Source organism: Streptomyces sp. RK9 (assembly GCF_045070545.1).
In the GTDB taxonomy this organism is placed as follows: domain Bacteria; phylum Actinomycetota; class Actinomycetes; order Streptomycetales; family Streptomycetaceae; genus Streptomyces; species Streptomyces alboflavus.
In genome coordinates, this window is record NZ_CP173705.1 from 409,645 (window position 1) to 426,368 (window position 16,724).

Annotated in this window: 15 protein-coding genes and 1 riboswitch; of the genes, 5 read left to right on the plus strand and 10 right to left on the minus strand. The window is 72.0% G+C overall.

Going from position 1 to position 16,724, the window contains the following annotated elements; all coding sequences use genetic code 11:
* The first annotated feature begins 658 nt into the window (after window positions 1-658).
* Together AB6L24_RS39295 and AB6L24_RS39300 are read left to right on the plus strand one after the other, a co-directional pair.
* Window positions 659-1,717, plus strand: a complete 1,059-nt coding sequence (locus AB6L24_RS39295) for a hypothetical protein (RefSeq protein ID WP_405664283.1) — start codon at window positions 659-661, stop codon at window positions 1,715-1,717.
* Between the two features lie 88 nt (window positions 1,718-1,805).
* Complete coding sequence (locus AB6L24_RS39300; RefSeq protein ID WP_405664285.1) at window positions 1,806-2,117, plus strand: hypothetical protein; 312 nt, start codon at window positions 1,806-1,808, stop codon at window positions 2,115-2,117.
* Window positions 2,118-2,154: 37 nt separating this feature from the next.
* Here AB6L24_RS39300 and AB6L24_RS39305 read toward each other — a convergent pair whose 3' ends face one another.
* Window positions 2,155-2,583: a hypothetical protein gene (locus tag AB6L24_RS39305; RefSeq protein ID WP_405664287.1), complete on the minus strand. Its 429-nt coding sequence runs from the start codon at window positions 2,581-2,583 to the stop codon at window positions 2,155-2,157.
* A gap of 192 nt (window positions 2,584-2,775) precedes the next feature.
* Window positions 2,776-3,843 carry a GlxA family transcriptional regulator gene (locus AB6L24_RS39310; protein ID WP_405664533.1) on the minus strand — a complete coding sequence of 356 codons (1,068 nt, stop codon included), beginning with the start codon at window positions 3,841-3,843 and terminating at the stop codon, window positions 2,776-2,778.
* A gap of 89 nt (window positions 3,844-3,932) precedes the next feature.
* Between AB6L24_RS39310 and AB6L24_RS39315 the strand changes: the two genes are divergently transcribed.
* Window positions 3,933-5,240: an MFS transporter gene (locus AB6L24_RS39315; RefSeq protein WP_405664289.1), complete on the plus strand. Its 1,308-nt coding sequence runs from the start codon at window positions 3,933-3,935 to the stop codon at window positions 5,238-5,240.
* Here AB6L24_RS39315 and AB6L24_RS39320 read toward each other — a convergent pair.
* Window positions 5,210-6,577: a DUF445 domain-containing protein gene (locus AB6L24_RS39320; RefSeq protein ID WP_405664291.1), complete on the minus strand. Its 1,368-nt coding sequence runs from the start codon at window positions 6,575-6,577 to the stop codon at window positions 5,210-5,212. The two genes, AB6L24_RS39315 and AB6L24_RS39320, sit on opposite strands and share 31 nt — an antisense overlap.
* Window positions 6,578-6,835: 258 nt before the next feature.
* On the opposite strand from AB6L24_RS39320, the gene AB6L24_RS39325 reads away from it, so the two are divergent.
* Entirely contained in the window at window positions 6,836-8,170 is a 1,335-nt protein-coding gene (locus AB6L24_RS39325) for an SGNH/GDSL hydrolase family protein (protein ID WP_405664293.1), read from the plus strand.
* A 372-nt stretch (window positions 8,171-8,542) separates the two neighbouring features.
* On the opposite strand, the gene AB6L24_RS39330 is transcribed toward AB6L24_RS39325, so the two are convergent.
* The 4 genes from AB6L24_RS39330 to AB6L24_RS39345 form a co-directional block, all read right to left on the minus strand.
* On the minus strand, window positions 8,543-9,409 hold the full coding sequence (locus AB6L24_RS39330; RefSeq protein ID WP_405664295.1) for a DUF1707 domain-containing protein: 867 nt from the start codon (window positions 9,407-9,409) through the stop codon (window positions 8,543-8,545).
* A 106-nt stretch (window positions 9,410-9,515) separates the two neighbouring features.
* Complete coding sequence (locus tag AB6L24_RS39335) at window positions 9,516-10,505, minus strand: ATP-binding cassette domain-containing protein (protein WP_405664297.1); 990 nt, start codon at window positions 10,503-10,505, stop codon at window positions 9,516-9,518.
* Between the two features lie 6 nt (window positions 10,506-10,511).
* Window positions 10,512-11,456, minus strand: a complete 945-nt coding sequence (locus AB6L24_RS39340) for an ABC transporter permease (protein ID WP_405664299.1) — start codon at window positions 11,454-11,456, stop codon at window positions 10,512-10,514.
* Window positions 11,449-12,270: an ABC transporter permease gene (locus tag AB6L24_RS39345; RefSeq protein ID WP_405664301.1), complete on the minus strand. Its 822-nt coding sequence runs from the start codon at window positions 12,268-12,270 to the stop codon at window positions 11,449-11,451. The genes AB6L24_RS39340 and AB6L24_RS39345 overlap by 8 nt, the downstream gene beginning before the upstream one ends.
* A gap of 849 nt (window positions 12,271-13,119) precedes the next feature.
* On the opposite strand from AB6L24_RS39345, the gene AB6L24_RS39350 reads away from it, so the two are divergent.
* Window positions 13,120-15,435 carry a transglycosylase domain-containing protein gene (locus tag AB6L24_RS39350; RefSeq protein ID WP_405664535.1) on the plus strand — a complete coding sequence of 772 codons (2,316 nt, stop codon included), beginning with the start codon at window positions 13,120-13,122 and terminating at the stop codon, window positions 15,433-15,435.
* 48 nt (window positions 15,436-15,483) lie between these two features.
* On the opposite strand, the gene AB6L24_RS39355 is transcribed toward AB6L24_RS39350, so the two are convergent.
* From AB6L24_RS39355 to AB6L24_RS39365, 3 genes are all read right to left on the minus strand, one after another.
* Window positions 15,484-15,804 carry a DMT family transporter gene (locus AB6L24_RS39355; RefSeq protein WP_405664303.1) on the minus strand — a complete coding sequence of 107 codons (321 nt, stop codon included), beginning with the start codon at window positions 15,802-15,804 and terminating at the stop codon, window positions 15,484-15,486.
* 29 nt (window positions 15,805-15,833) lie between these two features.
* Window positions 15,834-15,903, minus strand: a riboswitch (guanidine-III (ykkC-III) riboswitch).
* 73 nt (window positions 15,904-15,976) lie between these two features.
* Window positions 15,977-16,279, minus strand: a complete 303-nt coding sequence (locus tag AB6L24_RS39360; protein ID WP_106967814.1) for a co-chaperone GroES — start codon at window positions 16,277-16,279, stop codon at window positions 15,977-15,979.
* A gap of 97 nt (window positions 16,280-16,376) precedes the next feature.
* Window positions 16,377-16,703, minus strand: coding sequence for a DUF3618 domain-containing protein (locus AB6L24_RS39365; protein ID WP_030358327.1), 327 nt, complete (start codon window positions 16,701-16,703; stop codon window positions 16,377-16,379).
* Window positions 16,704-16,724: the final 21 nt, after the last annotated feature.

The window sequence follows — 16,724 nt, forward strand, 5'->3', positions numbered from 1 at the left end:
CCGCCCGGTCAAGGAACTGCGTACGCACGTCAGTTACGTGCTCACTCTTTTCCAACCAGTCCCGCCATCGGGCCTCCGCTTCCGCAGCCCTTTGGCTCGCACCCTGCTCCGCGAGCTTCAGCGCTTGTGCCGCATCAGCCGTCGCCGCCCTCAGCACCTGAGCCAAGAGCACTACGGCTTCCGGCCCCCAGAGGGCGAGTTGGCTCGTACACGACTGCATGGCGGAGACCTGGCCTCGGAAGGCATCCCGTTCAGCAACAGGGAACTCCTCACCTCGGCGTATGGCAACGGCCGCCCGCTTTAGAGTGTCCTCGGCCGCCGAGTGAACATCGAGTAGCTTGGCACAAGCCTGCTGCCGCTGCTCCTTGACCCACTGCTGGTGTCCCGTTGCAGCTTGCCGATCCACTTGAGCTAGCGCCGCTTCCACACCCTTCTCACCGCCGATGCGCGCACCTCGCACACTAGCGAGCCCGCCTACCGCCGCTCCGCCCAGCGCACCGGCCACCCCGATAGCTGCGGCAACTATCGCCGCCGTTCCTCCATCCATGCAGCCATCATCCCGCAGGCCCTGCTGCTTCACGGGCAACCGCTGAAGAGTCTCAGGCGCTTCAGGCGAGTTGAGGTGCTACGTGTCAACGCCGCCTACTAGCCTGTGCACATGTCAACTGTTGCTCCTTCCTTCCAACCTGGTGACATCCTCACGCGAGCGGACATCCGCAAGGAGTTGGGAGGAAGCCCGCAGGGCGGCATCTGCCCATCTGTGGAGAAGAAGACGGTGGTCCTCTACTCCGACATCAAGTCAGGTGAGCAGTACGGCTACCGCGACGGATGGCTTCGAGAAGAGGATCGGCTGGGTCCCATCTTCGAGTACACCGGAGCCGGGACCGAGGGGAACCAGACGTTCACCGGGGCCACCGGTACGGGAAACGCCGCGATACTCCAGCACGCCCTTGACGACCGCACTCTCCATGTTTTCATCGGGCACGGGAAAGTACCTGGCACGGACACTAGGACGCATCGATATATCGGCGCGTTCGAGGTAGATCAAGAACGCCCCTACGTCATAAGGCAAGCACGCGACAAGTCCCAGCAGGATCGCGACGTCATCGTCTTTCGACTGCGCCCACTCGGAATATACGAGCGGGCTGACAGTGACGTGATACCGCCGGTCACCCAGTCCAGAGTCAAGTTTGTTCGGACGGGAACCAGACGGCGCCCGGAGGCCCCACCCCGCCTCCGGGAAGCCTGGGAACGAGATCGGTCGGCGGCAAGGGCGACCTACCAGCGCGAGAAGATAGCTACCGAGTTCAGCGACGTCCTCATCAACCGCCAACACCGTGTCGGACGACTGGAAGTGCACGTCAGAGGCGTAGAGGAGGCGATGGAAGCCACCCTCTTCGACGAGAACGAACGCACCATCTATGAGCCAGCAGACAGCAACTCGCGGCAAGCTCTGCGGGACGCCCTGATCCACCTCATGGACCTCAGAATGCACTTGAGCAGGATCGAGAACGGCATGCCGATCCGCTGCATGGTGCTCGCGCCGGGAATACCAAGCGAGGACACACGCCAACTACTGACGGAATACGGCGTGGGCATCGTCTACCGCAATGCGAATGGCGAATTCAGCGAACTGCCAAGCGACGGGCAAATCCCTCCGACAGGCGGTTTTCCGGGCACCTTCCCTTGTGTTGCCTGCCCTACGCGCTCGATCTAACCGAGTAGTCCGACCCCTGTGGAAAACCCTCGATCAGTCGCGGCGTAGCCTCAGACGCGATCGCACTCACGACGGAGGTTTTGACGCCATGGCCCGTACGCGACGCATTCCCAGCGCCCCCCTGGCCGCCGCCGGGCTCGTCGGCGGGTACGCCGTAGCCCGGTTCACCAAGAAGCGGCCCCTCGGCGGAGCCGTCCTCGCCGTGGCCGGGGCCGTCGCCGCGCAGCAGTGGCGGCGGCAGGCCGGGGCGAAGGCCGCCGCCGCGCTGAGTGTCGCGTACGTCGCCGGGTTCGCCGGGTCGCATCCGCTTGCTAAGAAGGTCGGGGCGTGGCCCGCCGTGTTCGGGGTCGCGGGGAGCGTGGCGCTGGCGTCCTGGGTGGTCGTCGACCGGCGCGGTTGATTCCGGTCCCGGGCATCGCTCGGGGGGAGGCGGCCGCCTAGGAGGAGACCCCGTCGCCCCGGAACTGCCGCGCGAACCCCGCCACCGCAAGCACCACACCACTCCCCGCCATCACCATGGCCAGCCACGCCACCGGCCACATCGAGGCGTCCGGTGACTCGTGCGTGGCGAGGGAGACGTAGAGGAGGGCGGCGGGCGGGGCGGCCACCACGGGGAGGGTCCAGCGCATGCGGTCGCGGAAGCCGAAGTAGGCGGCCAGGGCCAGGACGGTGGCCACGACGAGCGTGATGCCCGTGTCCGTCACCGGTGAGGTCTCGTTGATCGCGCCCGGCGTCTCGGCGCGGTTGCGCAGGTCCCAGGGGATGAAGAGGAGGTACGCGGCGGCGGCCAGGCCCGCGCCGAGCAGGCGTGTCGCCCAGCGCTCGGCGAACGGCCGGTCACGCAGCGGGCGAAGGGCGTTTCGCACCGGGCGCGGCGCGTTCCGGAGCGGGCGAAGGGCGTTTCGCACCAGGCGCGGCGCGTTCCGCAGCGGGCGCGGCGCGTTCCGGCGCGCAGTCGGTGTGTTCCGGCGCGCAGTCGGTACGTTCAGGAGCGGGCTCGGTGCGTTCATGTGTACGAGAGTGGCGGTCCTGGCGCGGCCGGGCCTGAGTACGCGTACTCAACTGTCCGCACCCTCGCCTCCGTCCCGCCCCCGAAACGTCGCCCGGTACGTCCCCGGCGACACCCCCACCCCCGCCTGGAAGTGCGCCCGCAGCGACGCCCCCGTCCCGAAGCCGCACTCCGCCGCGATGCGGTCGACCGTGTGGTCGGTCTCCTCCAGGAGTTGGCGGGCGCGGTCCACACGGCGCTGGGTGAGCCACTGGACCGGGGTCAGGCCCGTCTCGTCGCGGAAGCGGCGGCTGAAGGTGCGGACGCTCATCGAGGCCTGGGCGGCCAGTTCGGCGAGGGTCAGGGGTTCGGCGATGCGGGTCAGGGCCCAGGCCCGCGCCGCGCCCGTCGACGTCGACTCGGGCTCGGCGACCGGGCGTTGGATGTACTGGGCCTGGCCGCCCTCCCGGTGCGGCGGCACCACCGTGCGGCGCGCCACGGCCGCCGCCACCGCCGCCCCGTGGTCGCGACGGATCAGGTGCAGGCACAGGTCCACCCCGGCCGCCTCGCCCGCCGAGGTCAGCACGGCGCCCTCGTCGACGTACAGCACATCCGGATCGACCGTGACGGCGGGGAACGCGCGGGCGAAGAGGTCCGCCGACAGCCAGTGCGTCGTCGCCCTGCGCCCGTCCAGGAGGCCTCCGGCGGCCAGGACGAACGCCCCCGTGCAGATCGAGGCGATTCGGCGGGCGGAGGAAGCCAGGGTCAGGGCCTCGGCCAGGGGGGCGGGCAGGGTCCCGGGGCGCAGCGACTCGTCCTCGCGGTGCGACGCCGGCACGATCACCGTGTCCGCGGTCGCCAGGGCCTCCGGGCCGTGCGGCGCGCGGATCGGGAAGTCGGCGTCCGTGTCGACCATTCCGGGGCGCAGGGCGCAGGTCAGGGGCGTGTAGAGGGGGTTGCCCGCCGCGTCGCGCGCGCTGCCGAACAGCTGGTGGACCAGGCCCAGTTCCATCGGCAGGACGCCGTCGCGGACGAGGACGGCGACGGTTCGGCGGCGCCCGTCGTCCGGGCTCGCCGGATCGGTCCCCTGTGTCGTACCTCGCGTCGCCATGGCCAGATCCTTGCACACCCTGGCCATCTGGCCACTCGTCGCGCTCACCCCGCCGGACGGACGCTCGGTTCATGAGTACGTCGTCGAGTACGCCACCACGCAAGTCCAGTACGTCCATGTCCCCGCGCAAGCCGCCCTCCGCCCCCGTCCCGAGCAGTCCCCGCCTCCCCCTCGGCCCCTGGACCATCGCCGCCACCGCCGCCCTCGCCATCGTCACGGCGGGCACCTTCACCACCCTCGCGGGCCTGCTCGTCGGGCCGCTGCACGCCGAACTCGGCTGGTCGCGCGGCGCAATCGGGGTGGGCAGCGCGGTGAACATGGTCGTCTACGGGGCCACCGCGCCCTTCGCCGCCGCGCTGATGGACCGCTACGGGATGCGGTACGTGGCGACGGGCGCCCTCGGCCTCGTCGGCGTCGGGGCCGTGCTCACCGCCACCGCGATGACGGCGGCCTGGCAGTTCGCGCTCTACTGGGGCGTCCTGGTGGGGCTCGGCACCGGCGCCACGGCGATGGCGTTCGCGGCGACCGTCACCGAGCGGTGGTTCGTGGCGCGGCGGGGCCTGGTCACGGGGCTGCTCACGGCGGCCGGCGTGGTGGGGCAGTTCGTCTTCCTGCCGGTGCTTTCGGAGGTGGTGGGGCGGTACGGGTGGCGGGCGGCGGCGCTGGCGCTCGCGGGCGCGGCCGTGCTCGCCGCGCCGCTGGTGTGGCTGACGCTGCGGGACCATCCGGCGGACGTGGGGCTACGGCCTTACGGGGCCGGGGAGTTCGTGCCGCGGCCCGCGCCGGTCCGGGGAGCGGCGCGGCGCGCCGTGCGCGTCCTGGTCCGGTCGGCCCGCACCGGCCCCTTCTGGCTGCTCGCCGGGACCTTCGCGATCTGCGGGGCGTCGACGAACGGCGTGATGTGGACGCACTTCGCGCCCGCCGCGCACGACCACGGCATGCCGATGACGGCCGCCGCCTCGCTCCTGGCTCTGATCGGGATCTTCAACGTGGCGGGCACGGTGGCCTCCGGCTGGCTGACCGACCGCGGGGACGCGCGGCGGCTGCTCGCCGCGTACTTCGCCCTGCGCGGCCTCGCGCTCCTCGCGCTGCCGCTGCTGCTCAGCGCGACCGTGCGGCCGCCGCTGGTCGCCTTCGTGGTCGTGTTCGGGCTGCTCGACGTGGCGACGGTGCCGCCGACGATCGCGCTGTGCCGCGCGTACTTCGGCGCCGACGCGGCCGTCGTGTTCGGCTGGGTCAACTCCGCGCACCAGGTGGGCGCGGGAGCCGTCGCGTTCCTCGGCGGCGCGGCCCGGGACGCGTTCGGGTCGTACGACCTGGTGTGGGTGGGGACGGCGGCGCTGTGCGCGACGGCGGCGCTGCTCGCGCTGGCGAGCCCCCGGGCCGGACGGCCTCAGCCGCCCAGCGCCCGCGACACCGTATAGATCAAGAGCCCCGCCAGCGACCCCACCACCGTGCCGTTGATCCTGATGAACTGCAGGTCGCGGCCGATGTGGGCCTCGATCTTCTTCGAGGTGTGCTCGGCGTCCCAGCTCGCGACGGTGTCCGTGATGAGGGACGTGATCTCGTCGCGGTACGTCGTCACGACGTACACCGCCGCGCCCTCGACCCAGCCGTCGACCTTCTCCTGGAGGCGGGCGTCGGTGGCCATGCGCTGGCCGAGGGAGAGCAGGGCGGCGCGGACGCGCAGGCGCAGTTCGCTGCGCTCGTCCTCGGCTGCGGCCACGATCATCTGGCGGACCGCGGACCAGGCGGAGGCGATCAGGTCCTGCACCTCGTCGCGGGCGAGGACCTCGCGCTTGAGGTGCTCGACGCGGGCGCGGGTGTCCGTGTCGGACTGGAGGTCGGCGGCGAAGTCGGTGAGGAAGCGGTCGAGGGCGCCGCGGGCCGGGTGTCCTGGCATGTCGCGCATCTCGGTGACGAAGCGCAGGAGTTCCTTGTAGACCCGCTCGCCGACCTTCTTGTCGACGAAGCGCGGGGTCCAGCCGGGGGCGCCGCCCTCGACGGCGTCCATCACCGAGTCGGCGTGCGCCACCAGCCAGTCGTGGGCGCGCACGCACACCAGGTCCACGACCCGCTTGTGGCCGCCGTCGGTGACGACCTTCTCCAGCATCTTGCCGATGCCGGGCGCGATCTCCTGGGCGTCGGCGCGGCGCGTGATGGCCTCGCCGACGACGGCCTGCACGTCCGAGTCGCGCAGGACGGTGAGGGCGCCGCGCAGCGCGGTGGCCAGCTCGGCGGTGACGCGGTCGGCGTGCTCCGGCTCGGCGAGCCAGGTGCCGAGACGGCTGCCGATGCCGACGGCGCGCAGGCGCTGGCGCACCACCGTGCGGGAGAGGAAGTTCTCGCCGACGAAGTCTCCGAGGGAGGCGCCGAGCTGGTCCTTCTTCTTCGGGATGATCGCCGTGTGCGGGATGGGGATGCCGAGGGGGTGCCGGAACAGGGCCGTCACCGCGAACCAGTCGGCGAGCGCGCCGACCATGCCCGCCTCGGCGGCCGCCGCGACATATCCGGCCCAGGGCCCGGCGCCCGTGTTCTGCGCCCACTTCGCGAGCACGTACACGACGGCGACGAACAGCAGCAGGCCCGTCGCGGTCAGCTTCATCCGGCGGACGCCGCGCTGCTTCTCCTCGTCGGCCTCGCTGAAGGCGCCCGGCCCGCCGGGTCCCGTGGGTCCGGCGCCCGTGCTTGGGACACGGCCGCCGCGGGCATGCTGTTCCCTGCCCGCCTCGGCCGCTTCCTCCGTGTTCGTACCTTGCATCCCTGGAGCCCCGTTTTCGCGTCGCTGTTCCTGCGCGTGCCTGGTGGTGCGTACGTCAGTGGTGCGTACGTCAGTCGTACGCCGTCGTCGTACCCGTTCGCATTGTTCCTTCCAGTCCGACTCCTGGAACGAACCACAAGTTCCCGGCGTCTGAGTGAGCGGAGGGGGGCAGTGTCGGCCCTCTCGCGACCCATGACGCATCATGGGGTGTTCACACCGGAGCCTCGGGCTCCCCCTGCCCGAGGAGAAACAGCCCGCATGACCAAGCGTCACGGTTATGCACTGCTGGCCGCCGTGCTCACGATCGTCGTGGTCGTGTCGGCGGCCATATACATCGGCGTCACCGGCGCCGACGACGACGCGTCGGACCAGCTCAGCGCCTCCCCGCGCGGGCCGCGCAACTCCGCGGCGCCGGCGTCGGCGGGCACCTGGGTGGGCACCTGGTCCGCCTCCCCCGCGGGCGCCGAACCCGGCACCGAGGCGCGCGGCATGGCCGGTCGTTCGGTACGCAACGTGGTGCACACCAGCGTCGGCGGCGAGAGCGCCCGCATCACCCTGTCGAACCTGTACGGCACCCAGCCGCTCACCGTCACGCACGCCTCCGTCGCCGTGGCCACCGCCTCGAACAACCCGACCGCCGCGGCCGGGACGCTGCGGCGGCTGACCTTCCGCGGTGACACGTCCGTGGTGATCCAGCCCGGGCAGCAGATCGTCAGCGACGCCGTCCGGCTGCGCGTGCCGCACGACTCGGACCTGCTCGTCACGACGTTCTCGCCGACCGCGTCGGGTCCGGTGACGTACCACCCGCACGCGCGTCAGATCTCGTACGTCGCCGACGGTGACCACACCGAGGACCCGAGCGGGTCGGCGTACCACGAGCAGAGCCCGTACTGGCGCTACCTCTCGGCCGTCGACGTGCTCAGCAACGAGACCGACGGCACCGTCGTCGTCATCGGTGACTCCATCACCGACGGCATCACCTCCACCATGGGTGCCAACCGGCGCTGGACCGACGTCCTCGCCGACCGGCTGCGCCAGGAGGCCGGCGCGCCGCGCTACAGCGTCGTGAACCAGGGCATCAGCGGCAACCGTGTCCTGTCGGACGGGAGGCCCGGTGCGCGGGGTGGGCCCGGTGCCAACCCCAGTGGGCTCGCCCGCTTCGGGCGTGACGTCCTCGGGCGCACCGGTGTCAAGGCCGTCGTCATCGCCCTCGGCATCAACGACATCCTGCGCAATCCGCAGGAGACCGATCCTCGGCGCATCACCGACGGGCTGCGGGAGCTGACCCGGCAGGCGCATGCCCGCGGGCTGCGGGTCGTCGGGGCGACGCTCATGCCCTTCGGGGGGCACCGGGGGTACACGCCCGCCCTTGAGGGGGTGCGGCAGGCCGTCAACAAGGAGATCCGCGGCGGGAAGGTGTTCGACGCGGTCGTCGACTTCGACAAGGCGCTGCGGGATCCGTACGACCCCCGGGCTCTGCTCGACCGGTACGACTCCGGGGACAACCTGCACCCCAGCGACGAGGGGTTCCGCCGGATGGGCCAGTCCTTCGACCCTGCCGACCTGAAGGGCTCCTCGGCCGCGGAGCTCTAGCCCGCCGGGGCCCGCACCGGACGGCCCGTGCGGGTGGGCCTGTCCTCCCCCGATCGGCGCTCCGCGCCTCGTCCTCAATCGCCGGACGGGCTCTCTCCCACCCACCCGCCCCCACCAGTACTTCGGCTGAGCAGCAGCCCGGCACCTTCAGCCCCGCAACGGCTCACGCCGCAGCACCTCCCCGGCCCGCTCCACGGCACCCTTCCAGCCCGCCCCGGCTGTATTCCAGCCCGTCCGGCGATTGAGGACGAGGCGCGGAGCGCCGATAGCGGGGGAGGACCGTCCCACCCGCCACGGGACACCCACCCCCCGGGGTCCAGGGGCGCAGCCCCGGTTTCGGAGAAGGGGTGGGACCGGGGCGCCCCGCGAGGGTCAGTCCCGCCGACGTTCCTCCCTGCGCCGCTCATGCAGCGCATGCCGTTCCTCCCGGCGCCGCGCCTGCAGCTCGCGCCGCTCCGCCTTCAGGCGGGCCCGCTCCTGCTTGCGGAGCTTGCGTTCGACGGCGACCCCGCCCATGAGGGCGAAGCCGGTGACGACGACGCGCGGCGACCCCGGCGTGCCGGGCCCCGTGGCGTCGTCCCCGAAGCCGCCCATGATCCCGAACCCCTTGACGGTGACGTTCAGCTCGGGCGGCACGGTGACCTGGATGCCGCCCATGAGGGCGAAGCAGCGGATGACGACGTCCCGCTCGGCGAACCGCGCCTCGCGCAGGTCGATCTCCCCACCACCCCACATCGCGAAGGACGTGAAGAGCCGCCCGATCGTCCACCCGCCCTTGCGGTTGAACCCGCCCCAGAGCGCGAAGGCCCCACTGGACGAGGGCTCACCCCCGACGACCCGCTCGTCCCAGTCGATCTCGCCGCTGTCCTCGCCGCCGCCCCGCTTGACCATGGACACCTTGGGCCCGGGCACGACGGCGGACGGCAGATCCCGGGTGAGGGGGGCGAGTTCGCCGTACGTACGGGCGCGGTAGGCCACGTCGAGGCGTTCGCCGAACTCCTCCATGTCGAGCCGCCCCTCGGCCAGCGCCTCGCGCAGCGCGTCGGCGACCTTCTCCCGGTCGGCGTCGGAGGCCCGCAGCTCGGCGGGGCTCAGCTCTGCGGGGCTCAGCTCTGCGCTGCTCGCCTCGGCGCGCGTCTCCCGGGCAGCCGGCGGCTGAGCGGCAGGAGGTGAAGCGGAAGCATCCCTTCCGGCCGCGGGCGACTCGTCCGGCGATGGCGTGGGCTCGGCGTCCGTCATGCTGAGGTTCACCTCATGATGTCCGTGCCGGTCGATCCGGCCGACCTGCTTGTCCTGCTGAGGGGTCCGGGAGGGCGTCCCCCGGAAGAGTGCAGTACCCCGAAGCCTACGAGGTCCCCCGGTCCGCGTACATCTTGGCGATCACGGCCTCGATGTCGGGCTCGCGCACGGAGAGGTCGACGAGGGGATAGCGGGCCGCCACGGCGGCCACCAGCGGCGCGGCCGACGCGGCGGCCGGGAACGCCAGCCACTGCCGGGGCCCCTCCACCTTCACGACCCGGGCCGACTCGACCTCCAGGGGCGGAAGTTCGCGCTCCAGGTCGACCACGAGGGTGCGCTCGCTCGCGCCCACCTCGTGCAGCCCGGCGAGCGGCCCGTCGTACATCAGACGCCCGTGGTCGATGACCATGACGCGCTTGCACAACTGCTCGATGTCGGTGAGGTCGTGGGTGGTCAGGAGCACGGTGGTGCCGGACTCGGTGTTCAGGTCGCGCAGGAAGGCGCGCACCTTCGCCTTGCTGACGACGTCGAGGCCGATGGTCGGCTCGTCCAGGTAGAGGACCTCGGGGTCGTGCAGGAGCGCCGCCGCGATGTCGCCGCGCATCCGCTGCCCGAGCGAGAGCTGACGCACGGGCACGTCCAGGAGCTCGCCCAGGTCGAGGAGTTGGACGCAGCGGTCGAGGTTCTCGGCGTAGCGTCGGTCGGGGATGCGGTACATGCGGTGCATCAGGCGGTACGAGTCGATGAGCGGCAGGTCCCACCACAGGGTGGTGCGCTGGCCGAAGACCACGCCGATGCGGCGGGCGAGCCGGGTGCGCTCGCGGGCCGGGTCGATGCCCGCGACCCGGAGGCGGCCGCCGCTCGGCGTGAGGATGCCGGTGAGCATCTTGATGGTGGTGGACTTGCCCGCGCCGTTGGGCCCGATGTAGCCGACCATCTCGCCGCGCGGCACCCGGAAGGTGATGCCGTCGACGGCCCGCACCTGGTGTCGCTCGCGGCGCAGGAAGCCGGTCTTGCGGCGGACGTCGAAGATCTTCTCGATCCCGTCGAGCGCGATGAAGTCGGCGTCCGGGTCGCGGTCCGAGGCCGTGTCCATGACGTATCAGCTCCCTGTGCTGCGGTACGAGCGGAGTCCCGCGCGCCACGCGAGGCCCGCGAGCGCGCAGCACGCCGCGGCCACCAGCGGCGGCGTGAAGGCGGCCCAGGAGGGCAGGCCGAGCGGATAGGGGCGGCCGAGGACGTACAGGCCGGGCAGCCAGTTCACGAAGGCGATGGGCACCAGGAAGGTGGCGCCGCGCACCAGGTCCTTGCCGAAGACCGACGGCGGGTACTGCAGGAGCGTGTTGCCGCCGTAGGTGAAGGCGTTCTGCACCTCGGAGGCGTCCTGCGCGACGAACTGGAAGGCCGCGCCCGCCACGAAGACCGCCATGAAGATCCCCGCGCCGCTGACCAGCATCAGCGGGACGAGCAGCACCTTCAGGGGCGTCCAGGCGATGTCGAGGGCGACGCAGGCGTACCCGAGGATCAGCAGCCCCTGCACCACCCGCCCCATCCTGCGCAGCGCGAACTGGTCCGCCGCGACCTGCGCGAGCACCGGCGCGGGCCGCACCAGGAGCGTGTCGAGGGTGCCGTCGCGGACCCGTCTGCCGAGCCGGTCCATGGAGCCGATGGAGAGGTCGGCGAGGCCGAAGGCGCAGGACGCGGCGCCGTAGAGGAAGGCGACCTCGGGGAGCCGGTAGCCGCCGAGCTCGTCGACCTGGGAGAACATCAGCAGGATCGCGGCGAAGTCGAGGGCGGTCGCGGTGAGGTTGCCGAGGGCCGTCATGACGAAGGACGCGCGGTAGGCGAGGGTGGAGCGGATCCACATGGCGGTGATCATCCGGTAGGCGCGCAGCCCGTCCCTGGCCCGGTCGAGCGGCCCGTCGGCGGCGCCGTCCCGCAGCTCGGAGGGCCACTCCTCCCCGCGCCCGACGAGCCCGCCCTGCCGACCCGGCCCGCCCAGGCCGCCCTGCTCGCCCAGCCCGCCCTGCTTGAGCCCCTCAGCCACCCTGCACCACCACCCGCCGCGTCGCCACGGCCTGCAGCAGCCGCCCCGCCGCGAGCAGCGCGACGGCCCACCCGGCCTGGAAGGCGAACGCCGCCGGAAGATCCGCGCCCGAGCGCTCGCCGAGCAGCACGTCGGCGGGCACCTGGATCAGCGCCGACCAGGGCAGCGCGCGGGCGATCTCGCCGAGGGCGCCGGGGAAGACGTTCAGGGGCAGCAGCATCCCGGAGAAGAAGGTACTCGCGAGCCACGCGATCTGGGCGACCCCCGTGCCGTCGAGCAGCCAGAAGGCGCTGAGCGCCACCAAGAAGCGCAGCGCGAAGCTGACCACCACCCCGAGCAGCACGGCGAGCGCCGCGGCGAGCCACGTCAACACGTCGCCCGGAAGAGCCAGTTGAAAGACGAACGCGCCGAACAGCATCGGCGCCACACCGCGCGCGAGCAGCTGGAACAGCGCCCGGCCCAGGTCGCCCGCGAGCCACCAGGCCTGGAGGTCGGCCGGGCGGTACAGGTCGACGGCGATGTCGCCGGTGCGGATGCGCCGCATCAGCTCGTCCTCGAAGCCGCCGCCCATCACCGCGACGGTCGTCAGGAGCGCCTGCCCGAGCCACACGTACGTGAGAGCCTGCGCCTGGTCGTATCCTCCAAGTCCAGGCTTCTCGTCCCACAGGGCAATATAGGTGTAGGTCAGGATCACTCCGAAGACCGTGTTGGTGAAGACACCGGCCATGGTCGCGATCCGGTACGTGGCGAACCGCCGGAAGCTGCCGGCGGCGACGGCCGCGTACAGGCGGAACCGTCCTGATCTCACGAACATCCCTTTCAGAGAGCCTCGTACCGCTCCAGGCCACCGCGCCCGGGCCCGTGCCCGGACCGAAGCGCAGGAGCCTAGTGCGGTCGGGGCCGACCGTGCCAGGCAATTTCGCTCCGCGGAGCGTGCCTGGCCTGAAAGGCATGCGGCGACAGTGTGCAATGGGTCGTACGAGGCGTACTGGATGTATGAGGCGTACGAGATGTACGACGCGAACCGGGAGTTCCGCGAGACATGAGCAGCGACGAGCCACAGCGGCAGCCGGGCGACGGGCCGGAGGAGCCCACCGCCCGGCCGAGCGAACCCGCTGCCCGGCAGGACGGGCCCGCCGAGGGACCGGCCGAGCGGGCCTCCCGGCCGAGCGACCCGGCGCCGGGCGGCGAGCCGGGCGACCGCGCTCCGGGCGGCGCCCCGACACCGCCGAAGGGCACACCCGGCGCTCCCGGTACTCCCGGCGCTCCCGGCGCTCCCGGCGCTCCCGGCCGCGGCACACCCGGCCCCGGCGCTCCCGACGGCGGCCCCTCCACCCAGCAGCTCCGCCCGCTCGGCCGACCCAAGGGCGCCGCGCCGCAGGGCTCGCCGCAAGGTTCGCCGCAGGGCGCCCCTGACCCGTCCACCCAGCAGCTGCGGGCCATCCCCCCGGGACCGGGACCGCGACCGGGCCAGGGGCAGACCCAGGGCCAGCAGCAGCACCAGGGCTGGGCCCCGCGCGAGCCCGAGCAGGGTGCCGCCGGGGCCGCCGCCGCGTCCGTGGCCGCCGCGCCCGGTGACGGCGCCCCCGGCAAGGCCGCCAAGAGCGGCAAGAAGAAGCGGCCCAAGCGCAAGGGCTGGCGGCGCCTCTTCCCGACCTGGCGGATGGTGCTCGCCGGGTTCATCTTCGTGGTCCTGCTGTGCGTGGGCGGCTTCACCGCGGGCTATCTGCTGATCGACATCCCGCCCGCGAACGCCACGGCCACCAAGCAGGCCAACGTCTACCTGTACGCCGACGGCACCGAGCTGGCCCGCGACGACAGCAGGGGCATGAACCGCGAGAACGTCCCGCTGTCCAAGGTCCCCAAGCACGTGCAGCACGCCGTGCTCGCGGCCGAGGACCGGGACTTCTACGGCGAGTCCGCCGTCGACCCGAAGGCGATGCTCCGCGCGGCCTGGAACACGGTCACCGGCAAGGGCAAGCAGTCCGGCTCCACGATCACCCAGCAGTACGTGAAGAACTACTACCTGGGCCAGGAGCAGACGGTCACCCGCAAGGTGAAGGAGTTCTTCATCTCGATCAAGCTGGACCGCGAGGTGAGCAAGGACGACATCCTCCAGGGCTATCTGAACACCAGCTACTTCGGCCGCAACGCGTACGGCGTGCAGGCCGCCGCGCAGGCGTACTACGGCAAGGACGTCGAGGACCTCACCGTCGGCCAGGGCGCGTACCTCGCGACGCTCGTGAACGCCCCGAACGCCTACGACGTGGCGGCGCACCCGGAGAACAAGCCCAACGCGGTGGGCCGCTGGAACTACGTCCTGAACGGCATGGTCAAGGAGGGCTGGCTGTCCTCCGCCGACCGCGAGAAGCAGAAGTTCCCGGCGCCGGAGCAGGCCAGGGGCAACCAGGACCTGTCCGGGCAGCGCGGCTATGTGGTCAAGGCCGTCGAGGACTACCTCATCGAGAACAAGATCGTCGAGGAGGACGCCCTGCACCGGGGCGGCTACCGCATCACGACCACCCTGCAGAAGCCGCGGCAGGACGCGTTCGTGAAGGCCGTCGACGACCAGGTGATGTCGAAGCTCGACAAGAAGGCCCGCAAGATCGACCGGAACGTGCGGGTCGGCGGCGCGTCCGTGGACCCGAAGACCGGCAAGGTCGTCGCGATGTACGGCGGCATCGACTACACCAAGCAGTTCGTCAACAACGCCACCCGACGGGACTACCAGGTCGGTTCGACCTTCAAGCCGTTCGTGTTCACCTCGGCCGTGCAGAACGGCTCGACCACGCAGTCCGGCACCCCGATCACGCCGAACACGGTCTACGACGGCAACAACCGGCGTCCGGTGCAGGGCTGGGACGGCGGCCAGTACGCCCCCGCCAACGAGGACGACGGCCAGTACGGCGACATCACGGTGCGCGAGGCCACGGACAAGTCCGTGAACTCCGTGTACGCGCAGATGGCCGTCGACGTGGGCTCCGACCGGGTCAAGGACACCGCGGTCGCGCTCGGCGTGCCGGAGAAGACCCCGGACCTCACGGCGTCCCCGTCCATCGCGCTGGGCCCGTCCACGGCGTCCGTGCTCGACATGACGGAGGCGTACGCGACGCTCGCGAACCACGGCCAGCACGGCTCGTACACGCTCGTCGAGAAGATCACCAAGGACGGCCAGGACGTCGCGCTGCCGGAGCGGGGCGAGAAGACGGCGGTGAGCCGCGAGGCCGCGGACACCACCACGTCGATCCTGCGCAGCGTCGTCGACTCCGGCACCGGCACGGCGGCGCTCGCCGCGGGCCGTCCGGCGGCGGGCAAGACGGGCACGGCCGAGGAGGACAAGGCGGCCTGGTTCGCGGGCTACACGCCGGACCTGGCGACGGTCGTGGCCGTGATGGGCCAGGACCCGAAGACGGCCGTGCAGACGCCGCTGTACGGCGCGCTCGGCGAGCGGCGCATCAACGGCGGCGGCTATCCGGCGCGGGTCTGGGCGCAGTTCACCAAGGACGCCCTGGAGGGCAAGTCGGTGAAGGAGTTCGACCTGGAGCTGGAGCCGGGCGCGGACGTGCCGGTGCAGCCCGACCCGTCGGAGGGCGCCGGGGAGCCGGACCCGGACGAGGACACGGGCGGCGCGAACGACGGGGCCACCGACGGCGCCACCGGCGGCACGGCCGACGGGGGTGCCGCGGACGGCGGCGGCGACCAGGGCGGCCAGAACCAGGGGCAGAACCAGGGCCAGAACCAGGGGCCGACCGGCGGTCAGGACCAGGGCGGCCAGAACCAGGGCCCGACCGGGGGTCAGGACCAGGGCGGCCAGACGCAGGGCCAGGACCAGGGCCAGACGCAGGGGCAGAACCAGGGGCCGACCGGAGGCGGCGCCGACGGGGGTGCCGCGGACGGCGGCGCCCAGGGCGGCCAGCAGGGCGCCCTGGGCGGGCTCACGCAGGGGACGACCACGGGGCCGCGGGGGCGCGGCGACTGACGCCGCCGGGCCCCCGGGGCCCCACCGGGCCGTGGACCGGGCCGGGCCTCAGTGGCCGCTCGTCGCCTTCAGGCCCACGACGGCGACGAGCAGCAGGCAGACGAAGAAGATCCGGGCGGCGGTGGCGGGCTCGCCGAGCGCGAGCATGCCGACCACCGCGGCTCCGGCGGCCCCGATGCCGACCCACACGCCGTAGGCCGTGCCGATGGGCAGGGTCTTGGCGGCGTAGGACAGCAGGAACATGCTGGCGACGATGCCCGCGCCGGTGAACACACTCGGCCACAGACGGGTGAAACCCTCGGTGAACTTCATGCCGATCGACCAGCCGACCTCGAGCAGACCGGCGACGATGAGCAGGACCCAGGCCATGACGGCACCTCCGAAAAGGGGACTTCAGGGGTGCGTCGTCTTTGCGGATCCCGGTACGGCGCGTCTCGTCGGGGTCCTTCCAAGGTAGCAAAGGGCGCGCAAAAGGGGCTGGTGACGATGGTCACCAGCCCCTTCTCGACTGCGGCGGGCCGGGGCGCCGGGCCCCGGGGTGTTACAGGTACAGGCCGGTGGAGTCCTCGGACCCCTCGAAGCGGTCCGCGGCCACGGCGTGCAGATCGCGCTCGCGCATCAGGACGTACGCCACGCCCCGCACCTCGACCTCGGCGCGGTCCTCGGGGTCGTACAGGACCCGGTCGCCGGGCTCCACCGTGCGCACGTTCTGCCCCACGGCGACGACCTCGGCCCAGGCCAGGCGCTTGCCGACGGCCGCGGTGGCGGGGATCAGGATGCCGCCGCCGGAGCGCCGCTCGCCCTCCGCGGTGTCCTGACGCACGAGCACGCGGTCGTGCAGCATCCGGATCGGCAGCTTGTCGTCGTGGGTGCTTGGTTCAGATGTCTTGGCGCTCACGCCCCGAACCTACCTGCCCCCGCGCGCCTTGTACGCCTCCGGGTCAGCCCTTGCGGCGCCTGGAGCCCGCCGCGAGGAGCCCCACCAGGCCCACCACGACCAGGGCCACCGGCACGATCCGCTCCACGCGGGGAGCGCCGTCCTCCGCGACGAACTGCGCCTTCACGTCGGAGACGAGGCGGTTCGCGCTGACGTAGGCGCGCCCGAGCGACTGGTCGACGCTCGAAGAGATCTTGGCCTTGGCGTCCCCGACGATCGTCTTCGGGTGGACCCGCACCCCGATCTCGTCGAGGGTCTCGGCGAGCTGGTCGCGCCGGCGCTTGATGTCCGCCTCGATCTGCGCAGGGGTCCTGGCATCCGCATCCGACACCGCGCTGCCTCCGTGGGTGTG

Bases quoted from the DNA above. Each gene is read 5' to 3' on its own strand.
- AB6L24_RS39325 (WP_405664293.1), top strand. From the start codon at position 6,836: ATGACCAAGCGTCACGGTTATGCACTGCTGGCCGCCGTGCTCACGATC.
- AB6L24_RS39330 (WP_405664295.1), bottom strand. From the start codon at position 9,409: ATGACGGACGCCGAGCCCACGCCATCGCCGGACGAGTCGCCCGCGGCC.
- AB6L24_RS39350 (WP_405664535.1), top strand. From the start codon at position 13,120: ATGGTGCTCGCCGGGTTCATCTTCGTGGTCCTGCTGTGCGTGGGCGGC.
- AB6L24_RS39360 (WP_106967814.1), bottom strand. From the start codon at position 16,279: ATGCTGCACGACCGCGTGCTCGTGCGTCAGGACACCGCGGAGGGCGAG.
- AB6L24_RS39310 (WP_405664533.1), bottom strand. From the start codon at position 3,843: ATGGCCAGGGTGTGCAAGGATCTGGCCATGGCGACGCGAGGTACGACA.
- AB6L24_RS39295 (WP_405664283.1), top strand. From the start codon at position 659: ATGTCAACTGTTGCTCCTTCCTTCCAACCTGGTGACATCCTCACGCGA.
- AB6L24_RS39355 (WP_405664303.1), bottom strand. From the start codon at position 15,804: ATGGCCTGGGTCCTGCTCATCGTCGCCGGTCTGCTCGAGGTCGGCTGG.
- AB6L24_RS39335 (WP_405664297.1), bottom strand. From the start codon at position 10,505: ATGGACACGGCCTCGGACCGCGACCCGGACGCCGACTTCATCGCGCTC.
- AB6L24_RS39300 (WP_405664285.1), top strand. From the start codon at position 1,806: ATGGCCCGTACGCGACGCATTCCCAGCGCCCCCCTGGCCGCCGCCGGG.
- AB6L24_RS39345 (WP_405664301.1), bottom strand. From the start codon at position 12,270: ATGTTCGTGAGATCAGGACGGTTCCGCCTGTACGCGGCCGTCGCCGCC.
- AB6L24_RS39320 (WP_405664291.1), bottom strand. From the start codon at position 6,577: ATGCAAGGTACGAACACGGAGGAAGCGGCCGAGGCGGGCAGGGAACAG.
- AB6L24_RS39315 (WP_405664289.1), top strand. From the start codon at position 3,933: ATGTCCCCGCGCAAGCCGCCCTCCGCCCCCGTCCCGAGCAGTCCCCGC.